At 48.7% G+C, this 16,621-nt stretch carries 17 protein-coding genes; 15 read left to right on the forward strand and 2 right to left on the reverse strand.

Annotation, left to right across the window (positions count from 1 at the left end):
- Nucleotides 1-131: 131 nt before the first annotated feature.
- The 6 genes from OKX56_RS12570 (at nt 132) to OKX56_RS12595 (ending at nt 3,436) form a co-directional block, all read left to right on the forward strand.
- Nucleotides 132-953 (forward strand): ParA family protein, encoded by an 822-nt coding sequence (locus OKX56_RS12570; RefSeq protein ID WP_287896667.1) that lies wholly within the window; start codon nt 132-134, stop codon nt 951-953.
- Nucleotides 931-1,845, forward strand: coding sequence for a ParB/RepB/Spo0J family partition protein (locus OKX56_RS12575; RefSeq protein WP_287896843.1), 915 nt, complete (start codon nt 931-933; stop codon nt 1,843-1,845). Before OKX56_RS12570 ends, OKX56_RS12575 begins: the two co-directional genes overlap by 23 nt.
- An 86-nt stretch (nt 1,846-1,931) precedes the next feature.
- Nucleotides 1,932-2,105, forward strand: a complete 174-nt coding sequence (locus tag OKX56_RS12580; RefSeq protein WP_287896668.1) for a hypothetical protein — start codon at nt 1,932-1,934, stop codon at nt 2,103-2,105.
- Nucleotides 2,106-2,272: 167 nt separating this feature from the next.
- Nucleotides 2,273-2,455, forward strand: a complete 183-nt coding sequence (locus OKX56_RS12585) for a hypothetical protein (RefSeq protein WP_287896669.1) — start codon at nt 2,273-2,275, stop codon at nt 2,453-2,455.
- A gap of 60 nt (nt 2,456-2,515) precedes the next feature.
- Nucleotides 2,516-3,124: a hypothetical protein gene (locus OKX56_RS12590; RefSeq protein WP_287896671.1), complete on the forward strand. Its 609-nt coding sequence runs from the start codon at nt 2,516-2,518 to the stop codon at nt 3,122-3,124.
- Nucleotides 3,125-3,136: 12 nt separating this feature from the next.
- Nucleotides 3,137-3,436, forward strand: a complete 300-nt coding sequence (locus OKX56_RS12595) for a hypothetical protein (protein WP_287896672.1) — start codon at nt 3,137-3,139, stop codon at nt 3,434-3,436.
- 77 nt (nt 3,437-3,513) lie between these two features.
- On the opposite strand, the gene OKX56_RS12600 is transcribed toward OKX56_RS12595, so the two are convergent.
- Nucleotides 3,514-3,810, reverse strand: coding sequence for a hypothetical protein (locus OKX56_RS12600; RefSeq protein WP_287896674.1), 297 nt, complete (start codon nt 3,808-3,810; stop codon nt 3,514-3,516).
- A gap of 234 nt (nt 3,811-4,044) precedes the next feature.
- Nucleotides 4,045-4,233: a hypothetical protein gene (locus tag OKX56_RS12605; RefSeq protein ID WP_287896676.1), complete on the reverse strand. Its 189-nt coding sequence runs from the start codon at nt 4,231-4,233 to the stop codon at nt 4,045-4,047.
- A 76-nt stretch (nt 4,234-4,309) separates the two neighbouring features.
- Between OKX56_RS12605 and OKX56_RS12610 the strand changes: the two genes are divergently transcribed.
- From OKX56_RS12610 to OKX56_RS12650, 9 genes are all read left to right on the forward strand, one after another.
- Complete coding sequence (locus tag OKX56_RS12610; protein ID WP_287896845.1) at nt 4,310-4,651, forward strand: TnpV protein; 342 nt, start codon at nt 4,310-4,312, stop codon at nt 4,649-4,651.
- A gap of 2,699 nt (nt 4,652-7,350) precedes the next feature.
- On the forward strand, nt 7,351-10,731 hold the full coding sequence (locus OKX56_RS14995; protein ID WP_502851392.1) for a helicase-like domain-containing protein: 3,381 nt from the start codon (nt 7,351-7,353) through the stop codon (nt 10,729-10,731).
- A gap of 10 nt (nt 10,732-10,741) precedes the next feature.
- Nucleotides 10,742-11,692 carry a DUF3991 and TOPRIM domain-containing protein gene (locus OKX56_RS12620; protein WP_287896678.1) on the forward strand — a complete coding sequence of 317 codons (951 nt, stop codon included), beginning with the start codon at nt 10,742-10,744 and terminating at the stop codon, nt 11,690-11,692.
- A 212-nt stretch (nt 11,693-11,904) separates the two neighbouring features.
- Nucleotides 11,905-12,537, forward strand: coding sequence for a hypothetical protein (locus tag OKX56_RS12625; RefSeq protein WP_287896680.1), 633 nt, complete (start codon nt 11,905-11,907; stop codon nt 12,535-12,537).
- Nucleotides 12,538-12,542: 5 nt separating this feature from the next.
- A complete protein-coding gene (locus OKX56_RS12630) occupies nt 12,543-13,091 on the forward strand; it encodes a hypothetical protein (RefSeq protein ID WP_287896682.1) in 549 nt (182 codons plus the stop codon).
- A gap of 42 nt (nt 13,092-13,133) precedes the next feature.
- Nucleotides 13,134-13,880 (forward strand): hypothetical protein, encoded by a 747-nt coding sequence (locus OKX56_RS12635; protein ID WP_287896684.1) that lies wholly within the window; start codon nt 13,134-13,136, stop codon nt 13,878-13,880.
- A gap of 150 nt (nt 13,881-14,030) precedes the next feature.
- A complete protein-coding gene (locus OKX56_RS12640; protein WP_287896686.1) occupies nt 14,031-14,294 on the forward strand; it encodes a DUF6809 family protein in 264 nt (87 codons plus the stop codon).
- Between the two features lie 227 nt (nt 14,295-14,521).
- Nucleotides 14,522-15,292: a type IV toxin-antitoxin system AbiEi family antitoxin domain-containing protein gene (locus OKX56_RS12645; RefSeq protein WP_287896688.1), complete on the forward strand. Its 771-nt coding sequence runs from the start codon at nt 14,522-14,524 to the stop codon at nt 15,290-15,292.
- Nucleotides 15,279-16,238, forward strand: a complete 960-nt coding sequence (locus OKX56_RS12650) for a nucleotidyl transferase AbiEii/AbiGii toxin family protein (protein ID WP_287896690.1) — start codon at nt 15,279-15,281, stop codon at nt 16,236-16,238. The genes OKX56_RS12645 and OKX56_RS12650 overlap by 14 nt, the downstream gene beginning before the upstream one ends.
- Nucleotides 16,239-16,621 lie beyond the last annotated feature (383 nt).

Here is a 16,621-nt window from a genome sequence, read left to right on the forward strand (position 1 = left end):
CGCGCATCTTGTTGATGTTAACCATACTAACTGAATTTCCAGTTTTCTATGGTCATTTAAATACCCCACGTTCCATTAGTTTTTTGGACTCGTGGGGTGGAACTAAATCAATTATACGAGGAGGAAACAATATGTCCAAAGTAATCGCCCTTGCTAACCAAAAGGGCGGCGTCGGAAAAACGACGACGGCGGTGAACCTTGGAATCGGCCTCTCAGTCCAAGGTAAAAAAGTGCTGCTGGTTGACGCAGACGCCCAAGGTAACCTAACGGATTCCTTGGGCTTTCATCAGCCGGACAATTTACCCGTAACCTTGGCAACAATCCTCACAAAAGTCATGACTGAGGAGAGGTTTGATTCTGACGAAGGCATATTGCACCAAGCGGAAGGCGTTGACCTTATGCCGGGAAACATCGAACTATCTGCGATTGAGGTTTCGCTGGTTAATACCATGAGTCGGGAAATAGTGTTGCGAAGCTACATTAACACCGTTAAGCAAAAGTACGATTATATCTTGATCGACTGTATGCCCTCTCTCGGCATGATGACCATCAACGCTCTGGCCGCCGCGGACAGCGTGATTATCCCTGTCCAGGCCCATTATCTGCCTGCCAAAGGAATGACCCAGCTGATGCAGACCATAGCCAGGGTGAGAAGGCAAATCAATCCAAAACTGACGATTGACGGCATTTTGCTCACAATGGTGGATAACCGCACCACCTTTGCCAAGGATATTTCCTTTGTCCTACGGCGGGACTACGGCGATAAAATCTGTGTATTCCAAACGGAAATCCCGTTATCCATCCGGGCAGCTGAAACAAGCGCCGAGGGAAAGAGCATATTTGCTCATGATCCGCACGGGATAGCGGCCAAGGCCTATCAGGCCTTCACAAAGGAGGTGCTGGAAATTGGCCAAAAGCAGCGTCAAAAACATGAGGTTGACCTCGGTAGATGAACTGTTTGAAACCGATGCCAGTCGCGAGGACAAACAGCGCGAAAAGGTTTTAGATATTCCTTTATCGGAAATCAGCGATTTTCCCAATCATCCCTTTAAAGTCAAGGCGGATGAAGCCATGCTGGAAATGGCGGAAAGTGTTAAACAGTACGGCATCCTGGTTCCGGGTCTTGTTCGGTCCAAAGCGGACGGCGGCTATGAAATGGTTGCCGGGCACCGGCGCAAAAAAGCAAGTGAACTGGCGGGGAAAGAGACAATGCCCTGCATTGTCCGTGAGTTAAGTGATGATGAAGCGATTGTCGCCATGGTGGATAGCAATCTACAGAGGGAAAGCATTCTGCCAAGCGAGAAAGCCTTCGCCTATAAAATGAAGTTGGAAGCTATGAACAGACAAGGACAACGGACCGATCTGACTTCTGTTCAAGTTGAACAAAAGTTGAATCGGTCTACATCAAGAGAAGATTTAGCAAGACAGTCAGGAGAAAGTGGGCCTCAGATATTCCGTTACATCCGTCTAACCGAACTCATCCCACCCATTCTGGAAATGGTTGACGAAAGACAAATTGCTTTTAATCCAGCCGTGGAAATCTCCTACTTAACCGAAAAAGAACAGACGGAACTATTGGAGACAATGAAACAGGAAGAAAACACGCCGTCCTTATCCCAGGCTCAACGGTTAAAGAAACTCAGCCAGGAGGGCAGGCTGAGCGCGAATGTCATTTATTCTATTCTTACTGAGGAAAAACCAAACCAAAGAGAAAAATTCAATATCCAAAAAGAACGCATCGACCGCTTTTTCCCGAAAAACTTTACCGATAAACAAAAGGAGGACTTGATCATCCAGCTGCTTGAAAGCTGGTATAAAAAACGGCAGCGGGAGCAGGAGCGCTGAAACAGAATATAAGCAGCTAAACGTCATCCTCGTTCTTCCATAAGCAAGAGTGTTTTTTATGTCCTTTTGTGAGAGGAGATGGTTCCATGTACTTTACGGAAGGGCAATTGCGCGATTACGAGCGCATCATGCAGGAAAAGCCGGGATATGACCGCAAGCCCTTTAAAGAGCTGAGGCAGAAGGATTGCAGGCTTTACCCGGAAGGCGATAAGCGTTCCCATAAAAGCGGTAAAGAGCGGCATGCTTTATTCAAAGACTAGCAAAAAAATTCTTAAACCAAGGGGGTAGTCTCTCCTTTTTTAGGAAGCGGCGTGAAACACTGGTGTTTTGTCCCCCTCTCCACACCTCACCCCCTTAAATTACTAGCCGAAAAAGAAATACTCAGCCTTAAAGAAGGAGATCTAAAATACTGACGGAGGAGAATGTTGTGAAACAGGCAGTGCAGAAGAAACCAAAGACTTTCCGGACGCTGATCCGGCAGACTAATTGCGGAAACAGGGAGTTACAGGATAAAGATGGAAATGTGAATATTGTGGATAACGGTGTGAAGCAAGTGGATAACCCCGGAAAAGAACGGAGAAAACAGCCGCTTTCTTTTTTCGGACAGTAAACCGGCTCTCTGTAAGAATGCAGGGAGCTTTTCTATTTCATGGATTGGAGCGTGGAGAACGTGAGCAATGAAAAACGGATGGTGGACACCTATGAAGTAAAACATGCCGTCTGTCTCGGAGACAAGGAAATCCTTTTTCTGGAGGATGGAAAAAGTCCCGGCAGCCCGTATATGGTTTGCAATTGTTCCTGGGATAACCCTTTTGGCGTAGAGCAATATTCTGAGGGAGTCGTAAGCGCGGACTATCTGGAGATGATGGCTGAATTTATCTCCCGCGCAACGGTCCAGATTGAAGCGGTTAAAGCGGAACGGGCCAAGATAACCGTTCCCTTGGAGCCTTTAACTTTGAAACACTGTGTGCCGGATGATGTCGGGGAGAGCATAGAGGACAAAGTGGCGGTTATTCGCCAAGAGTCTTTGCGCCCGGAATACCGCACCGCCGACAAGCAGCTGGTGTTGATCACGGGCGGTTTCGGCTCCCAAGGCAAGGCCAGAGGACGGGCGGTTTATATCGTTAATCTCTATTCCGGCAAGGAATCCCGCTGGAACCGCTCGGACATTTTAGGCGTCATCAAACCGGAATGCATGCCCGATTGGGCCAAGGAGCGGCTGCGGCAGATTGAAGCTGAAAGACAAGTTAAACACAGAAAACAAGAACAGGCGCGGTAGGAGGTGTCTTGGATGGAGAGAGAAACCAACGCAGGCTACGCCATCACTGACCGGCTAAGTGTGGGAGACTTGGAATTTGTCATCGGGCAGAACGAAAATGCTCCCGCTAAGTTTGTAACCTGGAGATGCAAAAAAGGAGAAAAGGATTACCATTGGGGGCATTACTGCAGCGACCGGCTGACCGCCCTTGAGGATCTTTGCAACCGCGCTTTGGATGAGATTCATCATGAGAAAAGCCTGCAAAAGGAAAAGGATCCGGATGGAAGTCTGGTGGGGAAGAGCAAGAAGAAAAACCGGGAGCCGGAAAGATAAGCACGAGTAAGGAGCAAGGAGGGATAAACGTGGCAGTAAAATTGCGGCTGATTACGGAGCTTGCAGAGCGGACAGCTCTAAATGTCGTCAAAACGCCGCTTAATTGGACAGACTTTCTGCAAACGGCAGCTTGGAACTACAAGTACCCCTTCCAGGACCAGCTGCTGATTTACGCCCAGCGTCCCGACGCGACCGCCTGCGCTCCGATTGAGGTATGGAACGAGAAACTGGGCCGGTGGGTAAACAAGGGCGCCAAGGGCATTGCCCTTATCGACGACAGCGGGGGCCGCTCGAACCTGCGCTATGTGTTTGACGTGTCGGATACCAACAGCCGTTATAATCGCCCTATCATACTCTGGGAAATGAAGGATCAATACGGAGAGGCCGTAACAGAAACATTGGGAAATGCCTTTGGCGAGCTGGAGGAAAAGCGGGAATTGGCGGACGCCTTAATCTCCGCCGCCCGCAACGCCGTAGAGGATAATTTTCCGGATTATCTTTCCGAACTGTTGGAATCCTGCGAAAACAGTTTCCTGGAGGAATTGGACGTCCAGAACGTGGAAGTCATTTTCAAAGACGCGCTGAAAAGCTCCGCAGCCTATATGCTCTTAGTCCGGTGCGGCTATGATGCTGCAAAACATTTTGGTTTTGAGGACTTCCAAAGTGTTTTGAACTTCAATACGCTGGACACCGTTTCCTGTTTGGGAGCCGCCGCCAGCGACATTTCTGAGATGCTCCTGCGGGAAATCGGGGTGGCGGTAAAGGAGCAGCAAAAGACGAAGAAAAATCCAAACCATACCTTTGCCAAAAATAAGGATGCCAGACACAATGAAAGTGATAAACAAAACACGAGTTTTGAAAGGGGTGGCGAAGATGGAACTGACTTACACGCTGCAGGGCGAATACCTGATTCCCGACCTGACGCTGCTGGAGGAAACGGCGCACATCGGCAAATATGGGATGCTGCGCAAGACATATCTGAAAAACCACAAGAAAGGGATGTACGCCAGCCTGACACTGTCGGGCAAGCTGAACAGCCACCTGGCGGAGACCGACCGGACGGCGAAGGAGCGGATCGAACAGATCACGGCCAAGCTCCTGCAGAGCAGTCACGCCCCGGACAAGGCGGCCGACCCGATGGGCTGGACGGGATACATGAACAACCTGAGACATCAAGCGGAGGAAACAGTCCTGGCGGAGATCGTATACAGCTAACCATTTTCCCAACGGTTGAACATCAAATCGAAGCCATAGAACAGGCGGAGGACGAAAAATCCTCCGCTTTTTCCATTCCCCAAGAAGAAATCGACCATGCCCTATGCCGGGGCACAGGTTTCCAAAACGGCAAATTCCGAATTTATCTACACTACCAGGAACAGCATATCCCGAAAGAAACCATTGCCTTTCTGAAACGGGAGTACGGAATCGGCGGCGGTACGCATATTTTCCTGGATGGGACCAGCGGCAACCAATGGCATGACAGCAAAGGAATCTCCTTAAGCAGAATCGGCAGTTCAATGACCAATCCGGAACTAAGACTGTCCTGGAACCAGGTTGCCAAACGGCTTGGCGAACTGATTGCCGCCGGCCGCTACTTGAAAGGCTGGGAAAAAGAATACCTGGAAAAAGAATACCGTCCAATATATGAGCAGATGGTGGAGGAACAACGCAAGCAGCTCACCGGGCAGGCTTACGCCCGGGAGATCCTGAGCAGGGAACCATCTCCCTCTGAAAAGACGGAGAACCCGCCAAGAAAAGACGCCCATTATGTTTTATCTCCTGGCGACACGGTCTATCTCGGAGCAGACGAATACGAAATTATATCCTTTGAAGATCGCAAGGCGCTGCTGCGCGATACCGGCTTCCCGCTGTTCAGCAGAGAGCTGGCGCGGGATGACCTGGAACGGATGCTGCAAGAAAACCCGTTGAACGACCATCTTCTTGTTATCGGGAAAAAAACAGAACAAACAGTTCAGGAAGAAACCGGCCAAGAAAATGCGGGGAAAATGTCCCTCCGCGAACTTTACCAAGCATATCTGCCGGAAATCGTCAACCGGATACGAACCGGCGAGATCTATCCCTACCTGCGCGACCGGGATACCGACCCCGACAGTGCTGAGCGGGAGTTGGAAGAAGCCATCGATAACCTTGTCCTTTCGATGAGGGAGGAGCATCCGGATTTTTATGAAGCCTATGCCGCACTGCCGATGTTCAAAGAATGGCTGGCCGAGGATGTATTTCAGCGAACGTATGAGGATTTCCTGACGGAAGAAAGGGATAGCGTCACCCTTTACGCTGACGACCCTGACGCGCCGGAATGGGTGTGGGGAACCGAAAGCCAACCTGCCGAAAAAGAAATGACCGGAGGCATGGAACTTGTCATTGAGGACAGCGAAGCATCAAAGGCCGCCATTGATTTTCAACCGGAAACGCTGAAACAGCCCCGCGCCAACTTTCGTATTACCGATAATAATTTGGGCGCGGGCGGACAAAAGACCAAATATGGGTGGAACGCAACCGCTATCCGGCTCTTAAACCAATTGGAAGAACAAAATCGCCTGGCCACACCGGAAGAACAAGAGACTCTTTCCAAGTACGTCGGCTGGGGCGGTCTGCCGCAGGTATTTGATGGGCAGAACAGCCAGTGGGCCAAGGAATATGCGGAATTGAAGGAGCTGCTCAGCGACGATGAATACACCTCCGCCCGGGCCTCCACCTTGAACGCCCACTATACATCCCCCATCGTTATCAAGGCTATCTATGCCTGCCTGGAAAACATGGGCTTTAAAACCGGCAACATTTTGGAACCGGCTTGCGGAACCGGCAACTTTTTCGGGCTTATCCCCGAAAGCATGCAGAATTCCAAGCTGTACGGCGTGGAGCTGGACAGCGTCACGGGCAGGATTTCCAAGCAGCTGTATCAAAACGCGAACATTGCTGTACAGGGCTTTGAGGAAACCAGCCTGCCCGACAGCTTTTTCGACCTGGCTGTCGGCAATGTGCCCTTCGGCAGCTACGGTGTGGCGGATAAAAAGTACGACAAGCATAAGTTTTACATCCACGACTATTTCTTCGCCAAAACGTTGGATAAGGTGCGGCCCGGCGGCATTATCGCCTTTATCACCTCCAAGGGCACAATGGACAAGCAGAACCCCGAAGTCCGCAAGTACATTGCCCAGCGGACCGAATTATTGGGAGCCGTCCGGCTGCCCAACAACGCTTTCCTGGCTAACGCCGGTACGGAAGTCACAGCCGATATTCTATTCCTGCAAAAGCGCGACCGGGTGATCGACATCGAGCCGGATTGGGTGTATCTTTCCACGACGGAGGACGGAATCCCCGTCAATTGCTACTTTGCCGACAATCCAGCGATGGTGCTGGGGACGATGGCTTATGACGAGCGGATGTACGGCAACAGGAGTGAGACTGCCTGTATCCCCTATGAGAATGCCGATTTGGGCGAGCTTCTGAGCAAGGCGCTGCAAAACATCCATGCCGAAATTACGGAATACGAGCTGGAAGAACTAGGAGACGAGGCGGACGATTCTATTCCAGCCGATCCGAATGTGCGCAACTTCAGCTACTGCCTGGCGGAGGGGGAGATCTACTACCGGGAAAACAGCCGCATGAACCGGGTGGAAACTTCCGTCACAGCGGCGGGCCGGATCAAAGGTATGATCGCTATCCGGGACTGTGTGCGGGATTTAATCGAATACCAGACAGAAGATTACGGCGATGAAACCATCCAGGAACAGCAGCGCAAGCTGAATATCCTGTATGACACTTTTGCCGCCAAGTACGGGCTTTTAAACAGTCGCGGCAACAGCATGGCTTTTTCCGATGACAGCTCCTACTGTCTCCTTTGTTCCCTGGAGATTTTGGACGAGAACGGCGAACTGGAGAGCAAGGCGGATATGTTCACCAAGCGCACCATCCGGCAGCGCACGGCTGTCACCCACGTGGATACCGCCGCCGAAGCCTTGGCGATTTCCATCGCGGAAAAGGCCAGTGTGGACATGGAGTTTATGCAGAGTCTGACCGGGATGTCGGAAGAACGGCTTGCCGACGATCTTCAGGGCGTGATCTTCCGCGACTTCGGCAAAGTAGTCCCGGAAGTCGTTCCCCGGGCTTTCTTTCAGGTGGATTCTTTTCCCTATGTCACGGCGGACGAATACCTATCCGGCAACGTCCGCGAAAAACTCAAACAGGTTCAGGAACTTGCCAAAATCCTGCCGCCTGAACAAGGTGAAAAGCTGACTTCCAATATCAAAGCGCTGGAAGCGGTGCAGCCGAAGGACCTGAGCGCTTCCGAAATCGACGTGCGGTTGGGCGCGACCTGGCTGCCGCCCGAGGTGGTTAAGGACTTTATCCTTGAACTTCTGGAAACTCCTTCTATTTACAGGCGGTATATTGACGTTTTCTATTCGGCTTATACCGCCAACTGGAATGTCAAGGGCAAAAACGACGACCGCAGCGACAACATCAAGGCCAACGTGACTTTCGGCACGAAACGGGTCAATGCCTATAAAATTATTGAGGAAACACTGAATCTCCGGGACGTACGCATCTTTGACACCGTTTGCGAAGACGGCGCGGAGAGGCGGGTGCTGAACAAAAAGGAAACCGCCATTGCCCAACAGAAGCAGGAAGCCATCAAAGAGGCGTTCCAAAACTGGATATGGCAAGATCCTGAACGGCGGGAACAGCTTACCCGAATCTACAACGACCGTTTCAACGCCATCCGGCCCCGCGAATACGACGGCAGCCATATCCGGTTTACGGGCATGAATCCAGAGATCAGCCTGCGCCAGCACCAGGTGGATGCGGTGGCCCACATCCTGTACGGCGGCAACACCTTGCTGGCCCACTGCGTGGGTGCGGGCAAGACTTACGAGATGACAGCGGCGGCCATGGAAAGCAAGCATCTGGGGCTCTGCAACAAAAGCCTGTTCGTCGTGCCCAACCACCTGACGGAACAGTGGGCGGGAGAGTTTCTGCAGCTCTATCCTTCCGCCAATATCCTGGTCGCTACAAAAAAAGATTTTGAAACCCAGAACCGCAAAAAGTTTTGCGCTCGTATCGCTACCGGCGACTATGATGCGGTGATTATCGGGCACAGCCAGTTTGAGAAAATTCCCATCTCCCGGGAACGCCAAAAAAGGCAGCTGGAGGAGCAGATCATGGAGATCACCGGCGGCATCCAGGAGCTTAAAGAGGAACGGGGCGAACGTTACGCGATCAAGCAACTGGAGAGGACGAAAAAGGCCCTGAAGCTGAAGCTGGATAAGCTCAACGACACTAGCCGCAAGGATGATGTGGTTACCTTCGAGGAACTGGGTGTTGACCGGCTGTTTGTGGATGAGGCGGACTTTTACAAGAACCTGTTTTTGTACACCAAAATGCGCAATGTCGCGGGCCTTTCCCAAACTGAGGCGCAGAAGTCTTCCGACCTGTTCGCCAAGTGCCGCTACCTGGACGGACTGACGGAGGGACGCGGCGTTATCTTCGCCACGGGGACGCCAATCAGCAACTCCATTACCGAGATGTACACCATGCAGCGCTATCTGCAATACGAAGTCCTGCGCCGGAATGGGCTCCAGCATTTCGATTGCTGGGCCTCCACTTTTGGTGAGACCGTGACGGCAATCGAGCTTGCGCCGGAGGGCACCGGCTACCGGGCCAAAACGCGGTTCGCGCGGTTCTACAACCTGCCGGAACTGATGAATATGTTCAAGGAAGTTGCCGACATCAAGACGGCGGACATGCTGAACCTGCCCGTTCCCAAAGCCAATTACCGCAATGTGGCGGTCAAGCCCAGTGAGTTCCAGCAAGACATGGTAGCCGACCTGGCTGACCGCGCCGAACGGGTGCGCAACCGAATGGTGGAACCGAATGAGGACAACATGCTGAAAATCACCAACGACGGCCGCAAGCTGGCTCTCGACCAGCGGTTGGCGAATCCTATGCTGCCCGACCATAAAGAGAGCAAAGTAAACGCCTGCGTAGAGAATATCTTCCGTCTATGGCAGGAACATCAGGACAAAAAGTTGACGCAGCTTGTATTCTGCGATCTATCCACACCAAAGAATGATGGGAACTTCAATGTGTACGATGACGTTCGCCAAAAGCTGATGGCCGGCAGTATCCCCGCCAAGGAGATTGCTTTCATCCACAATGCCGATACGGAAACCAGGAAAAAGGAGTTGTTTGCCAAGGTGCGCAAAGGACAGGTGCGCATACTCCTAGGTTCCACCTTTAAAATGGGGGCCGGAACCAACGTCCAGGACAAACTGATCGCACTTCATGATCTGGACTGTCCCTGGCGGCCGCGGGACCTGGAGCAGCGCGCCGGACGCATTGTGCGGCAGGGCAATAAAAACGATGAGGTGCATATCTTTCGCTATGTCACCGAGAACACCTTTGACGCCTATCTCTATCAGATTTTGGAGAACAAGCAGCGGTTTATTTCCCAGATCATGACCAGCAAGTCCCCTGTGCGAAGCGCCGAAGACATTGACGAGACGGCCCTTTCCTACGCCGAAGTCAAGGCGCTGGCGACGGGCAATCCGTTTATCAAGGAGAAGATGGATTTGGACATCCAGGTTTCCAAGTTGAAATTGCTCAAAGCCAATCATCTAAGCCAACGTTACGCGCTGGAGGACAGATTGCTGAAGCAGTACCCGAAGCAAATCAAATCCCTCGAGGAACGGATTGCGGGCTATGAAAAAGACCTTGCCTTATACGAACGGCACATCGCATCGGAACCCACCGAAAGTGGCACAGAGGATAGCAAGTTCGCGGGGATGACTGTCAAGGACGCCGCCTATATCGAAAAAGCAAAAGCGGGCACGGCGATTCTCGAAGCCTGTAAGCTGATGACTTCTCCGGAGCCGCAGGAGCTGGGCAGCTACATGGGCTTCCAGATGCTGTTTTCTTTTGATACCTTCGGCAAGCAGTACCAGGTTGCCCTGCGGGGCGCTTTGAGCCACCCCGTGACGCTGGGCTCGGATATCCTCGGCAACATCACCAGGATCAACAATGTTTTGGCGGAGATGCCCAAGAAACTGGAATACAGCCGGGAACAACTGAAAACACTTCGTCAGCAGGTGGAGACGGCCAATGAGCAGATTGAGATCCCATTTGAGAAGGAACAGGAGATGCAGACAAAGTCCGCCCGGCTGGCGGAGTTGAATGTCCTGCTCAACATGGACAAGCGGGAAAACGAGGTGTTGGACGACGAGCCGGATGAAGAGCCCGGGCTTCCGGAAAAGAAAGTCGTGGGCTACGAAAGATGAGGTGATCAACATGCCTTATGTGACACCGGAGCAGATTGAGCGCGCCAAGCAAATGGATCTGCTCTCTTACCTGCAATCTTACGAGTCGCAGGAGCTGGTGCATTTTTCCGACAATGTCTATACGACCCGGAGCCATGACAGTCTGAAAATCAGCAACGGCAAATGGTGCTGGTGGTCGCGCGGCATCGGCGGGCGGTCCGCGCTGGATTATTTGGTTAAAGTGCGGGGCCTGACCCTGCCTGAAGCGGTCATGCAAATCGATGGGCAAGTGTTAACCCTGCCGCCTGTTCCGTCTAAACAACCAGCGTCCCCCGTCCCGAAAAAGCTGCTCCTGCCGGAGAAAAACGAAAACAATGACCGGGTAATCGCTTATCTGGCTGGTCGTGGAATTAATAGGGAGGTAATCAGTTATTGTATAGAAACCAAACGCCTGTATGAAAGCCGCAATTACCACAACGCGATATTTGTGGGGTTTGACCGGCAAGGCATTCCCCGGTACGCGTCGCTCCGGGGCACGTCCCGCAGAAGGTTTATGGGAGAAGCGAACGGGAGTGACAAGCACTATTCCTTTTCCATACCGGCAAGAGGTGGAAGCGGAAAACTTCATTTGTTTGAAAGCGCCATTGATCTAATGTCTTATTGTACTTTGGAGTTATTAGCAAACAGGGACTGGCGGCAAGATTTTTGCCTTTCTCTTGCCGGCATCTACAAGCCGAGACAGGATATCGGGGAAAGCACCCCGCCTGCGGCTTTAATGCAATATTTAAAAGATTTCCCCCGGATCAGCGAAATTTCTTTGCACCTGGATAATGATTTGGCCGGGCAGCTGGCGGCCAAGAGCATTCAAACAATTCTTCCGTCTCATTACGCGGTTTCAGATGAGCCGCCGGAACGGGGAAAGGATTGTAACGAGTATCTGAAAGTGGTGATAAATAGGAAGCGAGAATTGGAGCGATGTTAACAACTTGCATCGTGTAGATTCACTTACACAAGAAAATGTCTAAATTGATATTATCCGAGGTTTTTTCTTTACTTGGAATTAAAGGAAAATGGAAAAAAATAGAGAAATGTCAAATAAGCCAAAAAGTTAAAAGCCGCATTAAGCGGGAAGATAAAAAAACTTATTTAATTGATTTATTTGAATGTTATTCTATCTGAAGAAGGGGTCGCCTGATGGATATAAAAGTGCTTATTGAGTCGCTAAAAACATGTAGAAAAATATTTGTTTCAGAGAAGGATTTTCAATTTGCTCTAGCCTGGGAAATTCAAAAAAATATACCGCAGGCCGAAGTTAGAATGGAATATTGCCCGGCAGATGTAGATGAATCTATGCATGTGGATATTTTAGTTAAGGATAATGGTTTGTGGTTTCCGATTGAGCTTAAATATATGACATTGGGATGCAATGTCGTGGTCAATGAAGAAAGATATATTTTAAAAAATCAAGGTGCCCAAGATATCAGGCGGTATGACTTTTTGAAGGACATTATGAGAGTCGAGAAGCTGATTTCTTCCGGTGGCCCTTTCAGCAAAGGCTTTGCGGTATTGTTGACCAATGATCCAACCTATTGGAAGACTTCTAATGCTTCCAACACATGTGATGCGGCTTTCAGAATTAATGAAGGCGCAAAGATTAGTGGTGTTTTGAACTGGGATGAGCGTACTGGTATCGGTACGAAAAAGGGCCGTGAAGAACCTATAGTCTTAAATGGTTCGTATGATATGTACTGGGAAGACTTCAGCTTTATTAATGATAAGCGGTGGGGGCGGTTCCGGTATCTGTCTGCCGAGGTTTTGGCGCATTAGATAATATGAATGGACTGCGAGGTGAACCGATGGATTCTGTTGACAGCAGTTTTCTTACAAGTAATAAATTTGAGCATTTTATCCGTATTGGCGACTATGAAAGAAACCAAGATATTACCTTATCAATACCAAATACTGAGGGTGTTTATGCCGTTGTCTCTCCTCATTATCCTGAAAAAAGGTTTCTAATTGAAGGAACCGGCGGATTCTTCAAAAGGAAAAATCCCAATGTACCTAAACATGTGGTGTTAAAGAACTGGGTAGAAGGAACACATATTCTATACCTCGGAAAAGCCGGGGGGACTGACAAAAAAGGCAAGATAAGCAAGGCAACCCTGCGTGACAGAATAACTGCCTATATTAAATTTGGATACGGGTATGACATCGGCCACTGGGGCGGGCGGTTAATCTGGCAGCTGGAGTATTCCAGGGATTTATTAATATATTGGAGAATCAGCAATGATGGTGAGAACCCGGTAGAGATTGAGAAAATGCTGATTCGCGATTTTGAGGATAGACATGGAAAGATGCCGTTTGCTAATCTGCGGCATTAGTATTATTGGATGTATATTCAAACTGGCCGGGAGAGTGGAACTATGCAGAATAGATTTACAGGAGATATCGGAGATTTCGGCAAATACGGCTTGTTAAGATATATAGCTAAAAGCGGTTTAAGGATTGGGGTCAACTGGTATTTGACTGATGACGGTGAGGAGAGTGCCGGTAATTTGACGGATTATTTGGCTGAAAAATACAATGGGTATCTTGAATGCGATAGTGAATTGTTTAAGGAACTGTACAGAATAGTCTATATACAAAATGCCCGAACCGTTAAAAGGATTGAAGCGAGCAGCTTGTTGCCGCCCCAAACCTTATTTTACTCAAAAATATTGAAAGCGAATAAGGCCTATCGAGAAAAATGGTTTCAGGATAGTCTTAAACATCTAGCTACATGTTCACTCTTATTCTTAGATCCAGATAATAATATACTTTTAAACGGTACAGGGAGCCGCTTTGATAATGAAGGCATAAAGTATGCCTTTCCACTAGAAATTGAATCTTATTATAATCAAGGTCACAGTTTAATTGTCTATAATCATTCTAATCGACAAAATGAGCAGGATTATTTTGAAAGATTTGATTTCGTTAAAGAGCAGCCATCTTTTAATAATGCGCGGTTTTTTTTGTTAAGATTTAACAGGCAACAAGTAAGGTATTACTTATTTGTGCTTCAACCCTGGGATAGTTCAGCAGTTGAAGTCTATGTAGATGAAATGTTGAAGGGACCATGGGGGCGGAAATGGAAGTGGAAACGTCCTCATTTTGAAAAGATGGAACTCTAATACCTCAAAAAAACCTACACATCAGGCATGCTAGTATGTTTTATATAATAACTGGCTTATTTGGACAATTGCAGAATTCAGGCAGATCGTCTAACTTGATATACTTATAAGGGTATACCATTTTTAAACTGGCGAGGAGAAAGAGTTAAGATGTCCATCTTAAGCCTGATTCAAAATCATGAAGAAGACCTCAATCAAATGATTCAAAACAAAGCTGAATACCATAAATATATGGATGAGGCCGGTGCAGCTTGGGAAAAGCTGATTAAAACGGGTATCAGCCAGGAGCAGAAAGATCTAATCGAGAATATTGAACGTGTCTCCGGATGCATTGGGTCTATCCATTCTGAAATTTCCTATCAGAAGGGTTTCAGCGACGCCGTAAAACTTTTGATTGAAGCGCTGATTTCCTAGTTCAGCTGCTAATTAAGGTAGCTTATTCAGCAATTACACTTGTATAGCTTTTTTACTTGCTCACCTGATTGGCAGTTATGTTGGTCAGCTATTTTATTTTTGGCTTGATGTCACCTAAAAAGCAATGATAGTATGCGAAAAGTAAAAAAATATTTTAATTTTACCTCTGTATAGCTGAAAAATTGGTGATAATATACTATAATTGAAACTATCAGAGGTGAAGACAAATGAAACACTACGAGGAACTGCTGGATAAAGGCTGCTTTACCTGGGAGGATGTCTGCAAGATGTTGGGAAATCCCAACACAGCAAGCAACCTTATCCAGAATTATTTAAAAAAGGGATATATCAAAAGCGTGAAGCGCAATTTGTATGTTGCCGTTAATCTAGTGGACAATATGCCCGTCGTCAGCCATTTTGCCATAGCGGGCCATATCACTCCGAGTGCTTATGTTTCTCATCATTCGGCATTCTCGTATTATGGGTACACCAACCAGGTGTTTTACGACGTTTATGTATCGTCCGCTTCAAAATTTAATTCCTTTGAATTCGACGGACGAACCTATCGGTATGTGATGTCGCGGATAGACGAAGGCGTGGAAAAAAAGGCGGACGGCGTAACTGTAACCGATCTCGAACGCACAATCATAGACGGTATCAACGACTTTGAAAAAATAGGCGGTTTGGAGGAGTTGCTGCGCAGCTTATCCATGATTCCCTATGCCGATGAGAGCAAACTCCTGCGCTATTTGGAAAATTACGGGAAGCAGGTTCTATATCAAAAAGCCGGATATATATTGGAGCACTTCAAAAAGGACATGAAGCTCAGCGACGGTTTTTTTGAACAATGCTCTTCCCGGCTTTCCGAGAGCGTCCGTTATCTCCATCGTGGTTTGAATAAGGATAATGCACAGTACAACAGACGATGGCAGCTTTTTGCACCGCGCGATTTGCTATCCGTTCTATCTGAAGGAGGAAATGAATTTGCCGGAATATGATAAGCGAAAACTTGGCAAACAAGCGCAGGAGCTTGGTTTCTCCCGCGATACCTTGGAAAAGGTGTGCCGTCTGGCAGAGATCCTTAAGTACTTGAATACCGATTCTTTGCTGAAGGACGCTCTGGCGCTGAAAGGCGGAACGGCCATCAACCTGACGATTTTTAATCTGCCGAGAATGTCGATCGACCTTGATCTGGATTACATGCATAACGGTACACGGGAAGAAATGCTGGAAGAGCGCAGCCTCATATCGGTCAGCATTATAAAGTATATGTTGGCCAACGGCTATGAGCCAAGTCCCAAGTCCAAGGCCCCGCACAGCCTGGACTCTTTTGTGTTCTCCTACCGGAACACCGGCGGAATGAAGGACAATATTAAGGTGGAAATCAATTATTCCCTTCGTGCGCATGTATTGCTGACTGAAAACAGAACGGTCAATACACTCGGGTTGTTCGATGAAATGACGGTGCATTCCTTGGCGGCATTGGAAATATTCGGGAGCAAGATCGTTGCGCTGCTCACAAGAGCCGCGGCGAGGGACTTGTACGATCTTAACAATATGGTCTATTTCGGGTTGTTTGATGAGAGCCAGTTGCCGTTGCTGAAAAAGTGTGCGGTTTTTTATGGCGCGATTGCCGGTGGAAAGATTCCGACAAACTTTCAACTCGACAATATCGATAACCTTACAAATCATAAAATTAAAACGGACCTGTTGCCTGTTATCCGCCGGGCGGAGCATTTTGATTTGCCGTCCGTTAAAAAACGGGTAAGAGAATTCCTTTCCGCCCTGCTGTGTCTTGATGAAGGCGAGAAAGCCTTTTTGCATTCCTTCGCCCAAAAAGAATATTGTCCTGATCTGCTGTTTGAGGACAAAGAGATCTTGATGCGTATTCAAAACCATCCCATGGCATTATGGAAAATGAGAAACTCATCTATTCCCGGATAAGAGCGGTAATCTTCTGCTCTCTCTTTTCGGCAGGTAGTAATCGCAATAAATATGCAACACAAGATTGGTGTCTTATGTTTCAGCAAGCACTGAATTTGGTCTCCCAAATTCGCTTGTTAGGGGAAAGACTGTGCCAAACACAGTCTCTCCCCTAAAACCCCTTTGGAATACCACGCTCATGGGTATTACTTTTCCGTCTGGCGAGCGCTTTCAAGTGCCTATGCACTGAACCATGAATGAAGGCACATCAAAGCGCTCGCGGGACCGGGCCGCCGTACGCTGAGTGGGAGACACTCCCCGTACCGCGGCCTCATGAGTAATTGGTTTATAGTATATAAAAATTCTAATCAGAAATTTGCCAATCCATGAATTCAAGGAAATTT

The sequence above is a fragment of the Dehalobacter sp. genome, assembly GCF_030063005.1.
Taxonomy (GTDB): Bacteria; Bacillota; Desulfitobacteriia; order Desulfitobacteriales; family Syntrophobotulaceae; genus Dehalobacter; species Dehalobacter restrictus.

What these genes read in the sequence shown, in the direction of transcription:
- OKX56_RS12575 (WP_287896843.1), top strand. Translation starts at nt 931, where the DNA reads ATGAGGTTGACCTCGGTAGATGAACTGTTTGAAACCGATGCCAGTCGC.
- OKX56_RS12620 (WP_287896678.1), top strand. Translation starts at nt 10,742, where the DNA reads ATGCCTTATGTGACACCGGAGCAGATTGAGCGCGCCAAGCAAATGGAT.
- OKX56_RS14995 (WP_502851392.1), top strand. Translation starts at nt 7,351, where the DNA reads ATGTTCACCAAGCGCACCATCCGGCAGCGCACGGCTGTCACCCACGTG.
- OKX56_RS12645 (WP_287896688.1), top strand. Translation starts at nt 14,522, where the DNA reads ATGAAACACTACGAGGAACTGCTGGATAAAGGCTGCTTTACCTGGGAG.
- OKX56_RS12625 (WP_287896680.1), top strand. Translation starts at nt 11,905, where the DNA reads ATGGATATAAAAGTGCTTATTGAGTCGCTAAAAACATGTAGAAAAATA.
- OKX56_RS12630 (WP_287896682.1), top strand. Translation starts at nt 12,543, where the DNA reads ATGAATGGACTGCGAGGTGAACCGATGGATTCTGTTGACAGCAGTTTT.
- OKX56_RS12605 (WP_287896676.1), bottom strand. Translation starts at nt 4,233, where the DNA reads ATGGTTTGGATTTTTCTTCGTCTTTTGCTGCTCCTTTACCGCCACCCC.
- OKX56_RS12580 (WP_287896668.1), top strand. Translation starts at nt 1,932, where the DNA reads ATGTACTTTACGGAAGGGCAATTGCGCGATTACGAGCGCATCATGCAG.
- OKX56_RS12595 (WP_287896672.1), top strand. Translation starts at nt 3,137, where the DNA reads ATGGAGAGAGAAACCAACGCAGGCTACGCCATCACTGACCGGCTAAGT.
- OKX56_RS12640 (WP_287896686.1), top strand. Translation starts at nt 14,031, where the DNA reads ATGTCCATCTTAAGCCTGATTCAAAATCATGAAGAAGACCTCAATCAA.
- OKX56_RS12635 (WP_287896684.1), top strand. Translation starts at nt 13,134, where the DNA reads ATGCAGAATAGATTTACAGGAGATATCGGAGATTTCGGCAAATACGGC.
- OKX56_RS12610 (WP_287896845.1), top strand. Translation starts at nt 4,310, where the DNA reads ATGGAACTGACTTACACGCTGCAGGGCGAATACCTGATTCCCGACCTG.
- OKX56_RS12570 (WP_287896667.1), top strand. Translation starts at nt 132, where the DNA reads ATGTCCAAAGTAATCGCCCTTGCTAACCAAAAGGGCGGCGTCGGAAAA.